The sequence below is a fragment of the Burkholderia sp. SIMBA_051 genome, from assembly GCF_046534915.1.
GTDB lineage: Bacteria > Pseudomonadota > Gammaproteobacteria > Burkholderiales > Burkholderiaceae > Burkholderia > Burkholderia ambifaria.
The window spans coordinates 91,738-112,275 of record NZ_JAWRXS010000017.1 but is presented as its reverse complement, the minus strand read 5'-3'; the positions used below and the strand labels follow the sequence as shown (position 1 = coordinate 112,275).

Here is a 20,538-nt window from a genome sequence, read left to right as displayed (position 1 = left end):
TTCTGGGTCAGGCCGCAGCCTTGACCGGACCCGACGCGGCTTGCTTGCCGGCGGCGAGCCCGAAATCTTCGGGGAAATGATCGAGCGCGGACAGCACCGGGTACGGTGTCATCCCGCCCATCGCGCACAGCGAGCCGGCGAGCATCGTGTCGCACAGGTCGCGCAGCAGCGTGACCTGGCGCTCCGACGTGTCGCCTTCGCGAATGCGTGCGATCGTCTCGACGCCGCGCGTCGATCCGATCCGGCACGGCGTGCACTTGCCGCACGATTCGATCGCGCAGAACTTCATCGCGTATTCGGCGAGCTCCGCGAGATTCGACGTGTCGTCGTGCAGCACGATGCCGCCGTGGCCGACGACCGCGCCGATGGCCGTATAGGCCTCGTAGTCGAGCGGCACGTCCCACTGGTGTTCGGGCAGATAGGTGCCGAGCGGGCCGCCGACCTGGGCCGCGCGCGCGGGCCGGCCGCTTGCCGTGCCGCCGCCGTAGTCGAACAGCAGCTCGCGCAGCGTGACGCCGAACGCGAGCTCGACGAGCCCGCCGTGGCGGATATTGCCCGCGAGCTGGAACGGCAGCGTGCCGCGCGAGCGGCCCATCCCGTAGTCGCGATAGAACGGGGCGCCGCGCGCGAAGATCACCGGCGCGGTCGCGAGCGTGATCACGTTGTTGATCACGGTCGGCTGGCCGAACAGGCCGGCGAGCGCAGGCAGCGGCGGCTTCGCGCGCACGACGCCGCGCTTGCCTTCGAGCGATTCGAGCAGTGCCGTTTCCTCGCCGCACACGTACGAACCGGCGCCCTTCGCGACGTGCAGGTCGAACGCATGCGCGGAGCCGAGCACGTGCTCGCCGAGCCAGCCGGCTTCACGGGCACGCACGATCGCGGTTTCGAGTGCCGCGATCGCGTGCGGATATTCGCTGCGCACGTAGATGTAGCCGAGCGTCGCGCCCGTCGCGATGCCCGCGATGATCATCCCTTCGATCAGGCAGTACGGATCGCTTTCCATGATCAGGCGATCGGAGAACGTGCCCGAATCGCCTTCGTCCGCGTTGCAGACGATGTACTTCTGTGTCGCGCTGGCCTGCCGGACCGTGCGCCACTTGATGCCGGCCGGGAAGGCCGCGCCGCCGCGGCCGCGCAGCCCCGATTCGATCAGCGTCTCGCACGCAGCGTCGCCGTCGAGCGCGAGCGCGTTCTTCAGGCCGGCGAGGCCGTCGTGCTTCAGGTAGTCGTCGATCGACAGCGGATCGGTCAGGCCGATGCGCGCGAACGTGAGCCGCTGCTGGCGCGCGAGATAGGGCAGCGCATCGACGAGGCCGACGCCGCTCGGATGCGTGCCGCCGTCGAGCCAGTTCGCGTCGAACAGCGCGGGCACGTCGGCGGCCGACAGGTTCGCGTAGCCGACGCGCCCGGCGGCCGTGCCGACCTCGACGAGCGGCTCGAGCCACAGCAAGCCGCGCGTACCGTTGCGGACCAGTTCGATCGCGACGCCGCGCCGCCCGGCTTCCGCGACGATCGCGGCGGCAAGGGTGTCGGCGCCGAGCGCCAGTGCGGACGAATCGCGCGGAACGTAGATGCGGGTCGTCATGCGGCCTCCGGGGCGTGGGCGGCCGCGTCGGCGAGCAGCGCGTCGAACTTCTCGGGCGTGACCTTCGCGTGCAGCACGCCGTTGACCGTCATCGACGGCGATTGTGCGCACAGCCCCAGGCAGTAGACCGATTCGAGCGCGACGTCGCCCGGCGCGTGCGCAGTGGCGCCATCGCCGTGCGCGGCGTCGAACCGGCAGCCCGTGCGCGCTTCCGCGTGCGCCGCCAGCGTTTCGCAGCCCATGCTGCGGCACGCCTCGGCGCGGCACATCTGGATCGTCACGCGCGCGGGCGGCGCGGTGCGGAAGTGGTGATAGTAGGTGAGCACGCCGTGCACTTCCGCGCGCGACAGGTTCAGTGCCTTCGCGAGCGGCGCAACGCAGCCGGCCGGCACGTAGCCGGCGTCGTCCTGGATCGCGTGCAGGATCGCGACGAGCGAGCGGCCGGCGCGCGCATGGCGCTCGACGAGCCCGTCGGGCGCAGGGGAATTCGGGGACATCGCTTATGCTCCTCCAAAGTCTCATATGCGCTGCGAATGCATATAGTGCGCAGCAGGACTTCGTACTGATTGATTTTCCCCAACGATAAGCGGAAGATTTCGCAGTCGCAATAGGAAATCGGAGTGCATAATTGATTCGAATTGAATGCGACGCGTATCTGACCGTACGCGACACGGAGGGCCGCACCGCGAGCCTGTCGGACGTCGCGCCTTTGCTCGAACTCGTGGCCGAGACGGGCAGCATCGCGCAGGCCGCGCAGGCGAAAGGGCTGTCGTATCGGCACGCGTGGGGGCTGCTGCGGGCGCTGGAGTCGTGCGTCGGCGGCGAGCTGATCGAAACCGCGCGCGGCAAGGGATCGACGCTGTCGGAACTGGGGCAGGCGGTCGTCGACGCGCAGCGCCTTGCGCGCAGCCGTCTCGACGGGAACCTGCGCACCTTGGCGGCCGAGGTGGCGAGCGACCTGAACCGGCGGCTCGCGCAACGCGACGGCGCCGTGCGCATCCATGCATCGCACGGCTACGCGGTCGCGGCGCTCGTTTCCGCGCTCGTCGATGCGCAGGCAGCCGTCGACATCAAGTATCGCGAGAGCGTCGAGGCCGTGCAGGCGCTCGCGCGCGGCGAATGCGAGCTGGCCGGGTTCCATCTGCCGCGCGGCGCGTTTCGCGAGCAGTGCGCGCAGATCTACCGGCCGTGGCTCGACGACACGCGTCACGTGCTGATTCATCTGACGCGTCGCCAGCAGGGGCTGTTCGTGCCGCGCGGCAACCCGAAGCAGATCCGTGGGCTCGCCGATCTCGCGCGCAACGACATTCGCTTCGTGAACCGGCAGCCGGGGTCGGGCACGCGCATGCTGCTCGATCTCGCGTTGCGCGCGATCGGCATCGATCCCGAGCGTATCGACGGCTATGCGTCGGCCGAACTCACGCACTCGGCGATCGCCGCGTTCGTCGCGAGCGGGATGGCCGATCTCGGCTTCGGCGTCGAGCCGGCCGCCCATCATTTCGGGCTCGATTTCATCCCCGTCGTCGACGAGGACTATTACTTTGCGTGCGAACGCGCGCGGCTCGACTCGCACCCGCTCGCCGGCGTGCTGGCCTTGCTGCGCGATGCGCGCTTCGTCGAGCGCGTCGCGCATCTCGATGGCTACGATCCGGCCGCGTGCGGGACGCTGACCGGCATCGCGGCCGGGCTCGCGGGCACGGCCGAGGCGGGTGGGCCGGACGGCAACGCACGGTAACGGCAAGCGTGCGAAGCGCGCTGCAACAGCGGGGGATTTGCGCTACGCTTGCCGCTTGATCAACGTCCCAACAAGCACGCCGTTCAGGCGTCATCCCGCCATGAAATTTTCCGTTCCCCTTGCCGCGGCAGCGTTGACCGCGGGGCTTCTGGTCGCTGTTTCGCCGTTTGCGTTTGCGCAGAATTCTCCCGGCGTGCCCGGCGGGATCCTGAGCGAACAGTTCCGCCTGGCCGAGCATCCGCAGATGCCGTTCGCAGCGTCAGCACCGTCGCAGAAATACCAGAACGGCAAGAAGTCGGCGTTGCGCCGCAAGGGCGATCTGGGTGACCCGAACGGCTGCAACCTGAAGTGCCCGCTCGACACCCAGTAAGCTCGCGCCGGCGTGCAGCATCGCTGCCGCCGCGAGCGCGTTGCCGATAACCGCATGAGATCGGGCGGTTGTCTCCGGGCCCCGCGAAGCTTGCTGCTTCGCGGGGCCGTGTTTTTTGCGGCACGTACGTTGTGGTCGAGCCTGAGCATCCGGCGCCGGAGCGGCCGAATGTCGAATTCATAGATCTAGGGTTAACCCTTAATCCAGGAAGGATGTCTTCCTGAAACCTGCCTTATTCTTAAGCACGCGCCTACATAAACTTCGATCTGTCAGCGATGAACGGGTGTTCACCGCGAAATCAGACAAATCTGGAGGTAGGTCATCATGAAGTCGCTCGTTCAAGCCGTTGTCGTTGCTGCCGCTCTCGTCGCCCCGGTCGTGTCGTTCGCGCAGCCCGGCTCGGCACTCACCCGCGCACAAGTTCGCGCCGAACTGGTTCAGCTCCAGCAGGCCGGTTACAACACCGCCCGCGGCGAAGATCCGCACTATCCGGAAGCCATCCAGGCAGCCACTGCGCGCGTCGCCGAGCAGCAACGCAGCGCGCTTGCCCAGGCGCAAGGCGCCGATGCCAGCGGCTATGGCGCCCAAGCGCAGGGCGCATCGGCATCGGGCTCGCGTGCGATCGGCGTGCGCCCGGCCAGCGCCGAAGAAATGAAGTCGCTGTATCGCGGCAGCTAAGCGGCGCATCACCGGATGACGCTGCGCGGGCGGCGCAACGACGACACGTTGCGCGCCCGCCGCGGTGCCCGGCGGTACCGAGCATCCGTTACCTCCTGCCGCCGGCATACCGGCGGCATTCCGCCCGGCCCGCCCGGGGCTGGGCGCTTTTTCGGTAACGCGCGGGACGTACGGTTTCGCCGGCAACAAAAAACCCCGCAGACTCGCGTCGTGCGGGGTTTGTGCGTCAAGCGCGGAATTTGGTGGAGGCGGCGGGAATCGAACCCGCGTCCAGAAGCGCTCCACGACTAGTTCTACATGTTTAGTTCAGTCATTTGATTTAACCGCAGCGACGCGGACGAACACGCTGCACTACGGCGATTCGCTAGATTTTCGACCCTGGCGTCGCGACGCCGACAGGGCTTAACTGACGTAAATGACCTCTGGCGGTATTGCTACCGGTCTTGCGACACTAGCCCGTCAGTGAACTAGGCAGAGGACGGCGGCCGTTAGGCTGCCAGTGCGAACGTATCGTCGTTTGCAGTTACGATTTTCCCATTGATTAACGAGGTGACGGGTCCTCGACATGCCCTAGCCGCTTCACAACCCCTGTCGAAACCAGGTCGCCCCCGCGGATCAGATCGATCATTATAGCCCAACATCGCGCAGCAGTTCGCGTAGTTCCTGCGTCGAGCCGACGAGATGCTGCGCCTGCCAGTCGCCCGGCGCGGCGCCGTCGCCGCAATAACCATAGGCGGCCGCGACCGTCGCCATGCCTGCCGCGCTGCCGGCCTGGATGTCGCGAAGATCGTCGCCCACGTAGACGATGCGTTCCGGCGCGAGCGTCATTTGTTCGGCCGCATGCAGCAGCGGGGCCGGATGCGGTTTCGAGTGCGGCGTTGTGTCGCCCCCGACGATGCAGGCCGCGCGTCGCGCCAGCCCAAGCAGGTCGGCGAGCGGTGCGGTGAGGCGCATCACCTTGTTCGTGACGATGCCCCAGCGCACGCCGCGTGTATCGAGTTCGTCGAGCACGTCGCCGATGCCGGGGAACAGCGTCGTGTGCACGCAGATGTCCGTCGCGTAATTGGCCAGGAACTCGTCGCGCATCGCGTCGTAGCCGGGCGATTGCGGGTCGATGCCGAACGCGCCGCCGAGCAGGCCGCGCGCACCGGCCGATGCCAGTGGGCGCAGCACGTCGAGCGGTGTTTCGGGCAGGCCGCGCACGCGCTGCATCTTGTTGACGGCAGCGGCGAGATCGGGCGCCGTGTCGGCGAGCGTGCCATCGAGGTCGAACAGCACCGCAGCGCAGTGCAGCAGGCGCGGCTCGTCGAGCGCGGCCCGCCCGGTCGAAAGGGGAGTCGTCATGCCGGTTGGAAGGTCACGCGCCGCGGCGGCACGCGACGAGATAGTTGATGTCGGTGTCGTTCGACAGCGCGAAGCGCTTGCCGATCGGGTGATAGGTAATGCCCTTGATCTCCACGATGTGCAGATCGGTGCCGCGCACGAAGCTCGCCAGTTCCGACGGCCGGATGAAGCGCGCGTAGTCGTGGGTACCCTTCGGCAGCATTCGTGCGATGTATTCCGCGCCGATCACCGCGAACAGGTACGACTTCAGGTTGCGGTTCAGCGTCGAGAAGAACACCCAGCCGCCCGGTTTGACGAGCGTGGCGCACGCAGAGACGATGCCGGCCGGCGACGGCACGTGCTCGAGCATCTCCATGCACGTGACGACGTCGTAGGTGCCCGGCTCGCGTTCGGCGAGCGCTTCGGCGGCGATCGCCTCGTAGTCGACCGTGACGCCGCTTTCCAGGCTGTGCAGATCCGCGACGCCGAGCGCCTCGGTCGACAGGTCGATGCCTTTGACCTGCGCGCCGAGCCCGGCCATCGATTCGGACAGGATGCCGCCGCCGCAACCGATATCGAGCGCGCGCTTGCCGGCCAGGTGCGCATGCGCATCGATCCAGCCGAGCCGGACCGGGTTCAGCTCGTGCAAGGGCTTGAATTCGGCATTCGGATCCCACCACCGATGGGCGAGGTCGCTGAATTTCTGGAGTTCGTGCGGATCGGCGTTGGTCATGTCGGCAAACGGGCTACGGGAGGAGGGCGGTGCAACGGTGCGTCAGCCCCGAGTATATAAGATGCGGGCGAGCGGCGAAGCGACGAGCACGTGGACGGGCGGCAACGAAAAAGCCCCGCCGGAGCGGGGCTTTGAAGCAGTCGAAAACCGTGGCTTACTGCGCCGGAACGGTCGTCTTCTGGACTTCTTGCGTACCGACCACTTCCACTTCCACGCGGCGATCCGGTGCGAGGCAGGCGATCAGTTGCTTGCGGTTCTTCTGGTTGCAGCCCGTCGTGACCGGGTTGCGCTTGCCCTTGCCTTCCGTGTAGATCTTGTTGGCCGGGACACCCTTGCTGACCAGGTACGACTTGACTGCTTGCGCACGGCGCAGCGACAGACGGTCGTTGTACTTGTCCGAACCGATGCGGTCCGTGTAGCCCGTTGCGACGACCACTTCCGTGTTCATGCCCTGGATCTTCGAAGCCAGTTCGTCCAGCTTCTGCTTGCCCAGCGGCTTGAGCGTTGCCTTGTCGAAGTCGAACAGTGCGTCGGCTTGGTACGTGATCTTCTGGCTCGAGATGGCCGGAGCGACCGGGGCGACCGGCGGCTGCGGTGCCTGGGCGACCAGTGCGCCATCGCACTTTGCGTTGGCGGTGGCCGGCGTCCAGAACGCGTCACGCCAGCAGAGCTCGTTCGTGCCGTTCATCCACACCCATTCGCCCGTGCCGTTCACCCAGTTGTCGTTGACGGCTTGACGCGACGCCGGCACCGACTGTGCCGAAGCGGATGCAGCCATAACTGCGGTAGCTGCAATGAACGCGAGCTTTGAAAGTTTATTCATATTTCTCCTCTCGAAATTGAGATTACCGCAGGTTTACTGCGAGCCTGTTGACGGTGACAAGTCATACATTGCTCGAAGTATAACATTGGTGCGGCACAAAAAACGCGGCACCGCTCTGTGTAGACTTCGAGCAGCGTCTAACTTCCAGTGCGTTGGCATTTTGCCATATCGTTCCCTTCCTACGAAAAAAAATCCTCCCCACCCCAAGATCGCCTCGACGTTTGTGGTGCATGCGCAACACCGACCTGCCGTAACTTTTAGGGATTGTCAAGGGCGTGTCGGCGAAATTGCGCGAAAGGCTGCATATGTTTACTCGCGTGCGCGTCAGTGATTCGTGCGGCCGCGCGGCGCAGTGAAGGGGCGGGATCAGGGCTGGGACGGGGGCGGCCCGCGCGTGACGACGTTTCTTGCTGTTTACATATAGAGGGGGTGGCGAACTGGCGGCCGATGGGCGCATGTTAGAATCTCGCGTTGCGTTGCGCATGCAGCGCCCACGCGAAAGGCGGTCGCCGTCTTCGCTCCGAAACGATACGGATACATGGATCAATTCGCCAAAGAGACCCTGCCCACCTCCCTTGAGGAGGAAATGCGCCGTTCGTATCTCGATTACGCGATGAGCGTGATCGTCGGACGTGCCCTTCCGGATGTCCGCGATGGCCTGAAGCCCGTGCACCGGCGCGTACTGTTCGCGATGCACGAACTGAACAACGACTGGAACCGCGCGTACAAGAAATCGGCGCGTATCGTCGGTGACGTGATCGGTAAGTATCACCCGCACGGCGATACCGCGGTGTACGACACGATCGTCCGGATGGCGCAGGACTTCTCGCTGCGCTACATGCTGATCGACGGGCAGGGCAACTTCGGCTCGATCGACGGCGACAATGCCGCGGCGATGCGTTACACCGAAATTCGCATGGCGAAGATCGGTCACGAGCTGCTCGCCGACATCGACAAGGAAACGGTCGACTTCGAGCCGAACTACGACGGCAACGAAATGCAGCCGGCGGTCCTGCCGTCGCGCATTCCGAACCTGCTGATCAACGGCTCGTCGGGCATCGCGGTCGGCATGGCGACCAACATCCCGCCGCACAACCTGAACGAAGTCGTCGACGCTTGTCAGCACCTGCTGAACAATTCCGAAGCGACGATCGACGAGCTGATCGAGATCATTCCGGCCCCGGATTTTCCGACGGCCGGCATCATCTACGGCGTCGCCGGCGTGCGCGACGGCTATCGCACCGGCCGCGGCCGCGTCGTGATGCGCGCCACCACGCACTTCGAGGAGATCGACCGCGGCCAGCGGATGGCGATCATCGTCGACGAGCTGCCGTACCAGGTGAACAAGCGCTCGCTGCTCGAGCGGATCGCCGAGCTCGTCAACGAGAAGAAGCTCGAGGGCATCTCCGACATCCGCGACGAGTCCGACAAGAGCGGCATGCGCGTCGTGATCGAGCTCAAGCGCGGCGAAGTGCCGGAAGTCGTGCTGAACAACCTGTACAAGGCGACGCAGCTGCAGGACACGTTCGGCATGAACATGGTCGCGCTGGTCGACGGCCAGCCGAAGCTGCTGAACCTGAAGGAAATCCTGCAGTGCTTCCTGTCGCACCGACGCGAAGTGCTGACGCGCCGCACGATCTACGAACTGCGCAAGGCCCGCGAACGCGGCCACGTGCTCGAAGGTCTCGCGGTCGCGCTCGCGAACATCGACGAGTTCATCGCGATCATCAAGGCCGCGCCGACGCCGCCGATCGCGAAGCAGGAACTGATGGCGAAGCCGTGGGATTCGTCGCTCGTGCGCGAGATGCTCACGCGCGCCGAGACCGAGAACGCGTCGGCGGGCGGCCGCTCCGCGTATCGTCCGGAAGGCCTGAACCCCGCGTTCGGGATGCAGACCGACGGGCTGTATCGCCTGTCCGACACGCAGGCGCAGGAAATCCTGCAGATGCGTCTGCAACGCCTGACCGGTCTCGAGCAGGACAAGATCATCGGCGAGTACCGCGAAGTGATGGCACAGATCGCCGACCTGCTGGACATCCTCGCGCGCCCGGAGCGGATCACGACGATGATCGGCGACGAGCTGACGTCGGTGAAGGCCGAATTCGGCGACGCACGCCGCTCGCGCATCGAGCTGAACGCGACCGAACTGAATACGGAAGACCTGATCACGCCGCAGGACATGGTCGTCACGATGTCGCACGCGGGCTACGTGAAGTCGCAGCCGCTGTCCGAGTATCGCGCGCAGAAGCGCGGCGGTCGCGGCAAGCAGGCGACGCAGATGAAGGAAGACGACTGGATCGAGACGCTGTTCATCGCGAACACGCACGATTACATCCTGTGCTTCTCGAACCGCGGCCGCGTGTACTGGGTCAAGGTCTATGAAGTGCCGCAGGGCTCGCGCAACTCGCGCGGCCGCCCGATCGTCAACATGTTCCCGCTGCAGGAAGGCGAGAAGATCAACGTCGTGCTGCCGGTCAAGGAATTCTCGGCCGACAAGTTCGTGTTCATGGCGACGTCGCTCGGCACCGTGAAGAAGACGCCGCTCGAGGCATTCAGCCGCCCGATGAAGAAGGGCATCATCGCGGTTGGCCTCGACGAGGGCGACTATCTGATCGGCGCGTCGATCACCGACGGCGCGCATGACGTGATGCTGTTCTCCGACTCCGGCAAGGCCGTGCGCTTCGACGAGAACGACGTGCGCCCGATGGGGCGCGAGGCGCGCGGCGTGCGCGGCATGCAGCTCGAAGACGGCCAGCAGGTCATCGCGCTGCTGGTCGCCGGCAGCGAGGAGCAGACCGTGCTCACCGCGACCGAGAACGGCTACGGCAAGCGCACGCCGATCGCCGAGTACACGCGTCACGGCCGCGGCACGAAGGGGATGATCGCGATCCAGACGTCCGAGCGCAACGGCAAGGTCGTGGCCGCGACGCTCGTCGACGCCGAGGATCAGATCATGCTGATCACGACTGCCGGCGTGTTGATTCGTACCCGCGTTTCCGAGATACGCGAGATGGGGCGCGCTACGCAAGGTGTTACACTCATCAGTCTCGATGAGGGTACCAAGCTCTCCGGCCTGCAGCAGGTCGCGGAAGCCGAAGAGGGCGAAGGCGAGGCCGACGAGGCGTCGGACGGCGAAGCCTGAATAACGGATGAGACTCGAGCCGCCGCGGGCGCTACGCGCCGCGGTCGGCGAGCAACCATTCATATTTCCAAAAGGGAGTGATGATGCAAAAGCAATTCAAGCAACTGGTTCTGCTGGCTGCACTGGTGCCGACGTTCGCGATGGCGCAAGCGCTGTCGAATTCCGCACCGGCTGCGACCGCGGCAGCTGCGCCGATCGACGCCGACAAGAAGGCTGCGATCAAGGATCTGCTCGACGCGATCGACGCGCCGAAGCTCGTGTCGGCTATCGGCAACAGCGCCGAAATGCAGGCAAAGCAGCTCGTGCCGGCGATCCTGTCGGACGCGCTGTCGGAAAACAAGTCGCTGAACGACAAGCAGAAGCAGGCGGCCGTGCCGTCGCTGCAGAAGAACGCGGTGCCGAAGCTGGTTGACGGCGCGGGCAAGGTGTTCGGCACGCAGCAGTTCCAGAGCGACGCGATGTCGGCTCAGTACGACGCCTACGCGAAGTACTACAGCACGTCGGAGATCAAGGATCTGACGACGTTCTACAAGAGCCCGACGGGCCGCAAGTTCATCCAGGTTCAGGATCAGGTCGGTCGCGACGTGGTCAACGGCCTGATGCAGAAGTACATGCCGCAAGCGATCCAGGCGACGCGCGCGCAGGCTGACAAGGAAGTCGCGGCAGTCAAGCCGGGCAAGTAAGCCGTCCGGGCACGCCGCCCGGCCATTCGGCCGGGTTTGGCGGGAGCCTGATGACAGTGCGATAATGGCCGTTTGCGCGCGAGCGCAAGCGGCCATTCCTTTTCTGGCGCGGTTCTTACTGCCGGCGGCAAGCCGGTCGCGTCCCTCCCGAGGTTTTCACGATGCGCGTCTTTAATTTCTCCGCCGGTCCTGCGGCGCTGCCCGAGGAAGTGCTGCGGCAGGCCGCCGACGAAATGCTCGACTGGCACGGCAGCGGCATGAGCGTGATGGAGATGAGCCATCGCGGCAAGGAATTCATGTCGATCCACGAGGCGGCGCTGGCCGACCTGCGCGAGCTGCTCGAGGTGCCGGCCAGCCACCGGATCCTGTTCCTGCAGGGCGGCGGCATTGCCGAGAACGCGATCGTGCCGATGAACCTGCTCGGTTCGCGCAAGACCGCCGACTTCGTCGTGACGGGCTCGTGGTCGCAGAAGTCGTTCAACGAAGCGAAGAAATACGGCACGCCGCATCTGGCCGCATCGGGCAAGACGGCGGACGGTTTCACGCGCGCGCCCGCCCGCGCCGAGTGGCAACTGTCGGACGATCCGGCGTACGTGCATCTGTGCACGAACGAGACGATCGACGGCGTCGAGACGTTCGAGATTCCCGACCTCGGCGACGTCCCCCTCGTCGCGGACGTGTCGTCGCACATCCTGTCGCGCCCGATGGACGTCGCGAAGTACGGCGTGCTGTTCGGCGGCGCGCAGAAGAACATCGGGATGGCCGGCGTGACGGTCGTGATCGTTCGCGAGGATCTGCTCGATCGCGCGCTGTCGATCTGCCCGTCCGCATTCGAATGGAAGACCGTCGCCGCGAACAACTCGCTGTACAACACGCCGCCCACCTATGCGATCTACATCGCGGGCCTCGTGTTCCAGTGGCTGAAGCGGCAGGGTGGCCTCGAGGCGATCGAGGCCCGCAATACCGAGAAGGCGAAGCTGCTCTACGACACGATCGATGCGAGCGGCTTCTACCTGAACAAGGTCGAGCCGGCGGTGCGTTCGCGCATGAACGTACCCTTTTTCCTGGCCGACGAAACGCGCAATGAAGACTTCCTTGCCGGCGCAAAGGCGCGCGGGCTGCTGCAGCTGAAGGGCCACAAGTCCGTCGGCGGCATGCGGGCGTCGATCTACAACGCGGTGCCGCTCGAGGGCGTGAAGGCGCTCGTCGAGTACATGAAGGACTTCGAACAGCGCGGCGCCTGAGCGCGACGCTGTTCAAACAGCACGGCAACTACGCATGGACGACGAACTGAATTCCCGCCTGAAACCGCTGCGCGACCGCATCGATGCGATCGACGCGCAGCTGATCGCGCTCCTCAACCAGCGCGCCGCGGTGGCGCTCGAGGTGGGCGAGGTCAAGAAGCATTTCAACGCGCCGGTGTTTCGGCCGGAGCGCGAGCTGCAGGTGATCGCGCGCCTGCAGGACATGAGCGCGGGGCCGCTCGCGGGCGAGCACATCAGCGCCATCTGGCGCGAGATCATGGCCGCGAGCCGCGCGCTCGAGCAGACGATCCACGTCGCATTCCTCGGGCCGGTCGGCACGTACAGCGAACAGGCGATGTTCGAGTATTTCGGCCAGTCGATCGAAGGGCTGCCGTGTCCGTCGATCGACGAGGTGTTCCGCTCGGTCGAGGCCGGTGCGGCCGCATTCGGCATCGCGCCCGTCGAGAATTCGACCGAAGGCGCCGTGTCGCGCACGCTCGATCTGCTGCTGCAAACCCAGTTGCTGATCAGCGGCGAGCTCGCGCTGCCGATCCATCACAACCTGCTCACGCAGAGCGGCACGCTCGACGGCGTCACGCGCGTCTGCGCGCATGCGCAGGCGCTCGCGCAATGCCAGCAGTGGCTTGCCGCGAACGCGCCGCAGCTCGAGCGGCAAGCGGTGTCGAGCAACGCGGAGGCCGCGCGCCTCGCGGCGGCCGACCCGAGCGTCGCGGCCATCGCCGGCGATCGCGCGGCCGCGCACTACGGGCTGCAGATCGCGTTCTCGCTGATCCAGGACGATCCGCACAACCGCACGCGCTTCGTGATCATCGGCAAGGAGCCGGCCGGGCAGAGCGGTCATGACCAGACGTCGCTGATCGTGTCGGTGAAGAACGAGCCGGGCGCGGTGTTCAAGCTGCTCGAACCGCTCGCGCGGCACGGCGTGTCGATGACGCGCTTCGAGTCGCGTCCGGCGCGCGTCGGCACGTGGGAGTATTACTTCTACATCGACATCGAAGGGCACCGGGACGAAGCGGCGGTGGCCGCCGCGCTCGCGGAGCTCGGCCAGAAGGCCGCGTTCCTGAAGATACTCGGTTCGTATCCGCGCGCGCGCTGACGCGCGGCGGCCCGTCACCCGCACCGCGCGGGCGGCGGGTGCAGCGGGCAGGGCAGGCCGGGTGGCACTGCCGAAGGCGGGCTCGGGCGGTATCCGGTGCAGGGCGCGCCGGGTGCGGGCCCGTTGCCCGGGATCTGGACTTCCGTGCGCGGGGCGTCGTTCCGCGCGCGTCACTTGGCTCTTGTCGTGTCAGGCTTTGCATTCAACAAACTGGTCATTTTCGGCGTCGGCCTGATCGGCGGATCGCTGGCGCGCGCACTGCGCGAGCGCGCGCCGGGCGGCGCGGGTGAAGTCGTCGGCGTCGGTCGTTCGCGTGCGTCGGTCGACCGCGCGCTGGCACTCGGCGTGATCGACCGCGCGGCGGCGCTCGACGACGACGCGCAACTGCGCGACGCACTGGCCGGCGCCGATCTCGTGCTGCTGGCCGCCCCGGTCGCGCAAACGGGCCCGCTGCTCGCGCGCATCGCGCCGTGGCTCGACGCCGCGACGATCGTCACCGACGCGGGCAGCACGAAGTCCGATGTCGTCGCGGCCGCGCGCGCAGCGCTCGGTGCGCGGATCGCGCAGTTCGTGCCGGGGCATCCGATCGCCGGGCGCGAGTCGAGCGGCGTCGAAGCCGCGCTGCCCGATCTGTACGTCGGCCGCAACGTCGTGCTGTGCCCGCTGCCGGAGAACGCGCCGGCCTCGGTTGCGCGGATCGACGCGATGTGGCGGGCGACCGGCGCCGATGTGCGCACGATGAGTACCGAGCAGCACGATCGCGTGTTCGCGTCGATCAGTCATCTGCCGCACGTGCTGTCGTTCGCGCTCGTCGAGCAGATTCTCGGCGAGGCGGATGCCGAACTGAAATTCTCGTATGCGGCGGGCGGCTTTCGCGACTTCACGCGGATCGCGGCGTCGAGTCCGGAAATGTGGCGCGACGTGTGCGTCGCGAATCGCGCGGCGCTGCTCGACGAGCTCGACGGCTACACGCGCGTGCTCGCACGGCTGCGTGCTGCGATCGACGCCGGCGACGGCGCGGCGCTCGAAGCCGTGTTCACGCGCTCGCGCGCCGCACGCAAGGCATGGCAGGAGCGCGGCGCGCAGCCCGCTGCCGAACCGGTCAAGAAATAACAGGACGATTCCCATGGACTATCTCGATCTCGGCCCGTATTCCAGCGCTTCGGGCACCGTGCGCCTGCCCGGCTCGAAGAGCATCTCGAACCGCGTGCTGCTGCTCGCGGCGCTTGCCGAAGGCGACACGACGATCACCAACCTGCTGGATTCCGACGACACGCGCGTGATGCTCGATGCGCTCGGCAAGCTCGGCGTGAAGCTCGCGCGCGACGGCGACACTTGTGTCGTCACCGGCACGCGCGGCGCGTTCACCGCGAAGACTGCCGACCTGTTCCTCGGCAATGCGGGCACGGCGGTGCGACCGTTGACGGCGGCGCTCGCGATCAACGGCGGCGACTATCGCGTGCACGGCGTGCCGCGCATGCACGAGCGGCCGATCGGCGACCTCGTCGACGGCCTGCGCCAGATCGGCGCGCAGATCGACTACGAGCAGAACGAAGGCTTTCCGCCGCTGCGGATCAAGCCCGGGACGATCTCGGTCGACGCGCCGATCCGCGTGCGCGGCGACGTGTCGAGCCAGTTCCTCACCGCGCTGCTGATGACGCTGCCGCTCGTGAAGGCGAAGGATGGCAGGACCGTCGTCGAAATCGACGGCGAGCTGATCTCGAAGCCGTACATCGACATCACGATCCGGCTGATGGAGCGCTTCGGCGTGACCGTCGAGCGCGACGGCTGGCAGCGCTTCGTCGTGCCGGCCGGCGTCCGCTACCGGTCGCCGGGCCGCATCATGGTCGAGGGCGATGCGTCGTCGGCCTCGTACTTCCTCGCGGCCGGCGCGCTCGGCGGCGGTCCGCTGCGTGTCGAGGGCGTGGGGCGCGCGAGCATCCAGGGCGACGTCGGCTTCGCGAATGCACTGATGCAGATGGGGGCGAACGTGTCGATGGGCGACGACTGGATCGAGGTGCGCGGCATCGGCCACGACCACGGCAAGCTCGATCCGATCGACATGGACTTCAACCTGATTCCCGACGCGGCGATGACCATCGCGGTCGCGGCACTGTTCGCGAGCGGCACGAGCACGCTGCGCAATATCGCGAGCTGGCGCGTGAAGGAAACCGACCGCATCGCGGCGATGGCGACCGAGCTGCGCAAGGTCGGCGCGATCGTCGAGGAAGGTGCCGACTATCTGGTCGTCACGCCGCCGCAACGGCTCACGCCGAATGCCGCGATCGACACGTACGACGATCACCGCATGGCGATGTGCTTCTCGCTCGTCAGCCTGGGCGGCGTGCCCGTGCGGATCAACGATCCGAAGTGCGTCGGCAAGACGTTCCCCGACTATTTCGACCGCTTCGCCGCGCTCGCCAAAGCCTGACCCGACTCACCCGATGAAATCGACCCGACCCTTTCACCCGACCCCCGTCATCACGATCGACGGCCCGACTGCTTCCGGCAAGGGGACCGTCGCGGCGCTCGTCGCCGCGCATCTCGGCTTCCACCTGCTCGACAGCGGCGCGCTGTACCGCCTCGCGGCGCTCGCGAGCGTGCGCTACGGCATCGCGGCGGAGGACATCGATGCGCTCGTGAAGCTGATCGACGATCTTCACATCACGTTCCGCGAGGGCTGCGCGCAGCTCGACGGCGTCGACGTGTCGAACGACATTCGCGCCGAAGCGGTCGGCAACCGCGCGTCGGCGATTGCCGTGCACGGGCCGGTGCGCTCCGCGCTGGTCGCGCGCCAGCGCGCGTTCCGCAAGACGCCGGGCCTCGTCGCCGACGGGCGCGACATGGGCACCGTGATCTTCCCGGACGCCGTGCTGAAGGTGTTCCTGACGGCCAGCGCCGAGGCACGCGCGGCCAGACGGCATAAGCAATTGATGCAAAAAGGTTTTTCTGCTAATATAGATGACTTGCTCCGGGATCTTCGTGAACGTGACGCGCGCGACAGCAATCGCGCAGCGGCGCCACTGAAGCCCGCGGCAGATGCCGAGCTGCTCGATACGTCGGCGCTTTCGGTCGATGAAGCTGTCGACCAGGTGCTGCAGTGGTACCGGGCGCTTGGCCAGCCCGCCTGAAAAGGCGGGTGTTGTAGGTGCTTCGCGCTTGAGCGCGAAGCGTGTTTCGAACCCTTAACCCCGTGTGGATTCGATCTGGCCCTTTCAGCCTGCCATTTCGGCCGGCGTGGCGCACAGCGATCCATGCACAATCAGATTTTTATGTCCGACCTGCAAACCTCCACCCCGAATACCGAATCCTTTGCGGCTCTGTTCGAAGAGTCGCTGACCCGTCAAGACATGCGCGCCGGCGAAGTGATTTCCGCCGAAGTCGTGCGCGTCGACCACAACTTCGTGGTCGTCAATGCAGGCCTGAAGTCCGAGGCTTACATTCCGATCGAGGAATTCCTGAACGATCAGGGCGAGGTTGAGGTGCAGTCGGGCGATTTCGTGTCCGTCGCGATCGACGCACTCGAAAACGGCTACGGCGACACGATCCTGTCGCGCGACAAGGCGAAGCGCCTTGCATCGTGGCTGTCGCTGGAAAAGGCCCTCGACAACAACGAACTCGTCACCGGCACGATCACCGGCAAGGTGAAGGGCGGCATGACCGTGATGGTCAACGGCATCCGCGCGTTCCTGCCGGGTTCGCTGGTCGACACGCGTCCGGTCAAGGACACGACCCCGTACGAAGGCAAGACGCTCGAGTTCCGCGTGATCAAGCTCGATCGCAAGCGTAACAACGTCGTGCTGTCGCGTCGTGCAGTGATCGAAGCAACCCAGGGCGAAGAGCGCGCGAAGCTGCTCGAGACGCTGAAGGAAGGCGCGATCGTCAACGGCGTGGTCAAGAACATCACCGACTACGGCGCGTTCGTCGACCTCGGCGGCATCGACGGCCTGCTGCACATCACCGACATCGCATGGCGTCGTGTGCGTCACCCGAGCGAAGTCCTGTCGGTTGGCCAGGAAGTCACCGCGAAGATCCTCAAGTTCGACCAAGAGAAGAACCGCGTCTCGCTGGGCATCAAGCAACTGGGCGACGATCCGTGGGAAGGCATCTCGCGCCGTTACCCGTCGGGCACGCGCCTGTTCGGCAAGGTCACGAACATCACCGACTACGGCGCATTCGTCGAAGTGGAATCGGGCATCGAAGGCCTCGTCCACGTGTCGGAAATGGACTGGACCAACAAGAACGTTGCTCCGTCGAAGGTTGTCCAGCTGGGCGACGAAGTCGAAGTCATGGTCCTCGAGATCGACGAAGACCGTCGTCGTATCAGCCTCGGCATGAAGCAGTGCAAGCCGAATCCGTGGGATGACTTCAGCCGCAACTTCAAGAAGGGCGACAAGATCACGGGCGCAATCAAGTCGATCACCGACTTCGGCGTGTTCATCGGTCTGCCGGGCGGCATCGACGGCCTGGTCCACCTGTCGGACCTGTCGTGGAGCGAAGCCGGCGAAGAAGCCGTTCGCAAGTACAAGAAGGGCGACGAAGTCGAAGCAATCGTGCTCGGTATCGACGTCGAGAAGGAGCGTATTTCGCTCGGCATCAAGCAGCTCGAAGGCGACCCGTTCAGCAACTACGTTGCAATGAACGACAAGGGTTCGATCGTCGACGGCGTGGTGAAGACGGTCGATGCGAAGGGCGCTGTCATTACGCTGACGGGCGACATCGAAGGCTACCTGCGCGCATCGGAAATCTCGCAGGATCGCGTCGAAGACGCACGCAACGTGCTGAAGGAAGGCGACAAGGTCAACGCGATGGTGATCAACATCGATCGCAAGTCGCGTGGCATCAACCTGTCGATCAAGGCGAAGGATTCGGCTGAACAACAGGAAGCGATCCGCGGCCTGCAGTCCGACTCCAGCGCTGCCGCGACCGGTACGACCAACCTCGGCGCGCTGCTGAAGGCGAAGCTCGACGGCCAGAACCAGTAAGCCTCACGAGGTCTGCTGAAGTATGACCAAATCCGAGTTGGTCGCGCAGCTGGCACTGCGATTTCCGCAACTTGTCCTCAAGGATGCGGATTTCGCGGTGAAAACGATGCTCGATGCGATGTCCGACGCCCTGTCGAAAGGGCATCGCATCGAAATTCGGGGTTTCGGCAGCTTCGGCCTCAACCGTCGCCCGGCGCGCGTCGGACGCAACCCGAAGTCGGGGGAGAAAGTGCAGGTGCCCGAGAAGTTCGTGCCTCACTTCAAGCCCGGCAAGGAATTGCGCGAACGCGTCGACGGCCGCGCCGGCGAGCCGCTGAAAGCTGATGATCCGGACGACGAGCGTTGAGCGTCGTTCGGCTTGCCCGGAACCTGTCCGGCGAAGGCTGAAGAAAAAAGCGCCCCTAGCGGGCGCTTTTTTCGTTTTCGGCGGCCGTGTGGCAACGCGCATCCGCAGGATGTGCGGTGACGCGGAAACGCTTCCTTTACAATACGGGTCGATTCGGCGTCGCGAAGGGGAGTCGCGCGTCACGGCAAACCTCAACAAAGAGAGGGCTACATGAAGTTTATCGTCTGGCTGATCCGGGTATTGGTGTTCGTGCTGCTGCTGGTGCTCGCACTGGCCAATACGCAAACCGCGACGCTGAATTTCCTTGCCGGCTACGCATGGCAAGCGCCGCTGATCCTGATCGGCCTCGCGTTCTTCGTCGTGGGTCTGCTGGCCGGCCTGCTGTCCGCGCTGCCGGCGATCTTCCGTCTGCGCCTCGAGAACGGGCGCCTGAAGCGCGACCTGCGCGCGGTGCGCGAAACCCCGGTCGTCGTCGATCAGCCGCCGATGCCGCCCGTCATTTAATACGGACGCCGCGCGAATCCCGCGCGGTTTTCGTCTCTGCTTCGATATTTCGCATGGATCTGGATTTCTGGTGGTTGCTCGCAATTCCGGTGGCGTTCGCGCTCGGCTGGGCGGCGTCACGCTATGACCTGAAGAACCTCCTGTCGGAGAGCGCCAACCTGCCGCGATCGTATTTCCGCGGCCTGAACTTTCTGTTGAACGAACAACCGGACAAGGCGATCGACGCGTTCATCGAGGTCGCGAAGCTCGACCCGGAGACGGTCGAACTGCACTTCGCGCTCGGCAACCTGTTTCGCCGCCGCGGTGAAACGGACCGTGCGATCCGCGTGCACCAGAATCTGCTGAGTCGCACGGACCTGCCGGTGAACGAGCGCGACCACGCGCTGTATGAACTCGGCCAGGATTTTCTGAAAGCCGGCCTGCTCGATCGTGCCGAAGAGGCCTTCCACCGGCTCGCCGACGGCGACTACGCGCTGGGTGCGCAGCGGGCGCTGCTGACGATCTACGAGATCGAGAAGGACTGGAACAAGTCGATCGATACCGCGAAGCGGATCGAGTCGATGAGCGACAAGCCGCTCGCCATCGAAATCGCGCAGTTCCACTGCGAACTCGCGCAGGACGCGCTGCAGCGCAAGGACGCCGCGGCAGCGGCCGAACAGCTGAAGCTCGCGCTTGCCGCGAACCCGCAGAACGTGCGCGCGACGATACTGTCCGGCGACGCGGCGGCGGCGGCGGCCGATCACGCGGCCGCGATCGAGCACTGGAAGCGCGTCGAAGCGCAGAATCCGGCGTATCTGCCGCTCGTCGCCGACAAGCTGATGAAGGCCTATGTCGCGCTCGGCAAGCCGGTCGAGGGCGCCGAGCTGCTGATGGGCTATGTCGAGCGTTATCCGTCGAACGACCTGCTCGAAATCGCGTATCAGCACATCGCGGGGTTGCGCGGCCAGGAGGCCGCGCATACGCTCGCACGCACGCAGATGGAGAAGTCGCCGAACCTGTCCGGCATGCTGCACCTGCTCGACGCGCAGATCGCGGCGGCCGACGAGCCGCGCCGTAAGGAACTTGAAATGATGCGCGCGCTGATCAAGCAGCGCACCAAGAATCTGCCACGCTATACGTGCCAGAATTGCGGTTTCCGGGCACGGCTCTTCTACTGGCAGTGCCCCGGTTGCAGCGGCTGGGAAACCTATGCGCCGCGCCGCGTCGAACCTGCGATGCCGGGCTGATCCCGGCGTGCGGCGCCGACGCGCTGCGGTTGCCGCCGGGTCCG

At 65.7% G+C, this 20,538-nt stretch carries 19 protein-coding genes and 1 other RNA gene; 14 read left to right on the top strand and 6 right to left on the bottom strand.

What is annotated here, in order from left to right:
• Nucleotides 1-7: 7 nt before the first annotated feature.
• Together SB771_RS31785 and SB771_RS31780 are read right to left on the bottom strand one after the other, a co-directional pair.
• Complete coding sequence (locus SB771_RS31785; protein ID WP_175661007.1) at nt 8-1,585, bottom strand: formate dehydrogenase beta subunit; 1,578 nt, start codon at nt 1,583-1,585, stop codon at nt 8-10.
• Entirely contained in the window at nt 1,582-2,082 is a 501-nt protein-coding gene (locus SB771_RS31780) for an NAD(P)H-dependent oxidoreductase subunit E (RefSeq protein WP_175661008.1), read from the bottom strand. Before SB771_RS31780 ends, SB771_RS31785 begins: the two co-directional genes overlap by 4 nt.
• A gap of 131 nt (nt 2,083-2,213) precedes the next feature.
• Here SB771_RS31780 and SB771_RS31775 point away from each other — a divergent pair, with 131 nt between their 5' ends.
• From SB771_RS31775 to SB771_RS31765, 3 genes are all read left to right on the top strand, one after another.
• Nucleotides 2,214-3,320, top strand: a complete 1,107-nt coding sequence (locus SB771_RS31775; protein ID WP_175661009.1) for a substrate-binding domain-containing protein — start codon at nt 2,214-2,216, stop codon at nt 3,318-3,320.
• A gap of 100 nt (nt 3,321-3,420) precedes the next feature.
• The gene (locus tag SB771_RS31770) at nt 3,421-3,690 is read left to right on the top strand and encodes a hypothetical protein (RefSeq protein WP_012363336.1); all 270 of its coding nucleotides are present in this window, start codon (nt 3,421-3,423) and stop codon (nt 3,688-3,690) included.
• A gap of 324 nt (nt 3,691-4,014) precedes the next feature.
• Nucleotides 4,015-4,368, top strand: a complete 354-nt coding sequence (locus SB771_RS31765) for a DUF4148 domain-containing protein (protein ID WP_011656259.1) — start codon at nt 4,015-4,017, stop codon at nt 4,366-4,368.
• 240 nt (nt 4,369-4,608) lie between these two features.
• Here the strand turns inward: SB771_RS31765 and ssrA are convergent.
• The 4 genes from ssrA to ompA all read right to left on the bottom strand — a co-directional run bounded on the left by ssrA (nt 4,609) and on the right by ompA (nt 7,247).
• Nucleotides 4,609-4,978, bottom strand: a transfer-messenger RNA (tmRNA) gene (ssrA, locus tag SB771_RS31760).
• Between the two features lie 17 nt (nt 4,979-4,995).
• Nucleotides 4,996-5,712, bottom strand: a complete 717-nt coding sequence (gene gph / locus SB771_RS31755; RefSeq protein WP_175661010.1) for a phosphoglycolate phosphatase — start codon at nt 5,710-5,712, stop codon at nt 4,996-4,998.
• A gap of 13 nt (nt 5,713-5,725) precedes the next feature.
• Nucleotides 5,726-6,424: a bifunctional 2-polyprenyl-6-hydroxyphenol methylase/3-demethylubiquinol 3-O-methyltransferase UbiG gene (ubiG, locus tag SB771_RS31750; RefSeq protein WP_011656273.1), complete on the bottom strand. Its 699-nt coding sequence runs from the start codon at nt 6,422-6,424 to the stop codon at nt 5,726-5,728.
• A gap of 154 nt (nt 6,425-6,578) precedes the next feature.
• A complete protein-coding gene (ompA, locus tag SB771_RS31745) occupies nt 6,579-7,247 on the bottom strand; it encodes an outer membrane protein OmpA (RefSeq protein ID WP_006750761.1) in 669 nt (222 codons plus the stop codon).
• Between the two features lie 538 nt (nt 7,248-7,785).
• On the opposite strand from ompA, the gene gyrA reads away from it, so the two are divergent.
• From gyrA to lapB, 11 genes are all read left to right on the top strand, one after another.
• A complete protein-coding gene (gyrA, locus tag SB771_RS31740; RefSeq protein WP_011656274.1) occupies nt 7,786-10,389 on the top strand; it encodes a DNA gyrase subunit A in 2,604 nt (867 codons plus the stop codon).
• A gap of 83 nt (nt 10,390-10,472) precedes the next feature.
• On the top strand, nt 10,473-11,072 hold the full coding sequence (locus tag SB771_RS31735) for a DUF2059 domain-containing protein (RefSeq protein WP_006750759.1): 600 nt from the start codon (nt 10,473-10,475) through the stop codon (nt 11,070-11,072).
• 161 nt (nt 11,073-11,233) lie between these two features.
• Nucleotides 11,234-12,316, top strand: a complete 1,083-nt coding sequence (gene serC, locus SB771_RS31730) for a 3-phosphoserine/phosphohydroxythreonine transaminase (protein ID WP_175661011.1) — start codon at nt 11,234-11,236, stop codon at nt 12,314-12,316.
• A gap of 34 nt (nt 12,317-12,350) precedes the next feature.
• On the top strand, nt 12,351-13,433 hold the full coding sequence (pheA, locus tag SB771_RS31725; protein ID WP_011656277.1) for a prephenate dehydratase: 1,083 nt from the start codon (nt 12,351-12,353) through the stop codon (nt 13,431-13,433).
• Nucleotides 13,434-13,619: 186 nt separating this feature from the next.
• Entirely contained in the window at nt 13,620-14,546 is a 927-nt protein-coding gene (locus SB771_RS31720) for a prephenate dehydrogenase/arogenate dehydrogenase family protein (protein ID WP_175661012.1), read from the top strand.
• 13 nt (nt 14,547-14,559) lie between these two features.
• A complete protein-coding gene (gene aroA / locus SB771_RS31715) occupies nt 14,560-15,864 on the top strand; it encodes a 3-phosphoshikimate 1-carboxyvinyltransferase (protein WP_105833411.1) in 1,305 nt (434 codons plus the stop codon).
• 13 nt (nt 15,865-15,877) lie between these two features.
• The gene (cmk, locus tag SB771_RS31710) at nt 15,878-16,564 is read left to right on the top strand and encodes a (d)CMP kinase (RefSeq protein WP_006750754.1); all 687 of its coding nucleotides are present in this window, start codon (nt 15,878-15,880) and stop codon (nt 16,562-16,564) included.
• Nucleotides 16,565-16,705: 141 nt separating this feature from the next.
• Nucleotides 16,706-18,418, top strand: coding sequence for a 30S ribosomal protein S1 (rpsA, locus tag SB771_RS31705; protein ID WP_034183438.1), 1,713 nt, complete (start codon nt 16,706-16,708; stop codon nt 18,416-18,418).
• A 22-nt stretch (nt 18,419-18,440) separates the two neighbouring features.
• A complete protein-coding gene (locus SB771_RS31700) occupies nt 18,441-18,764 on the top strand; it encodes an integration host factor subunit beta (RefSeq protein WP_006750752.1) in 324 nt (107 codons plus the stop codon).
• Nucleotides 18,765-18,974: 210 nt separating this feature from the next.
• The gene (locus SB771_RS31695) at nt 18,975-19,268 is read left to right on the top strand and encodes a lipopolysaccharide assembly protein LapA domain-containing protein (RefSeq protein WP_006750751.1); all 294 of its coding nucleotides are present in this window, start codon (nt 18,975-18,977) and stop codon (nt 19,266-19,268) included.
• A gap of 53 nt (nt 19,269-19,321) precedes the next feature.
• Nucleotides 19,322-20,494, top strand: coding sequence for a lipopolysaccharide assembly protein LapB (gene lapB, locus SB771_RS31690; RefSeq protein WP_175661013.1), 1,173 nt, complete (start codon nt 19,322-19,324; stop codon nt 20,492-20,494).
• The last annotated feature ends 44 nt before the right edge of the window (nt 20,495-20,538 follow it).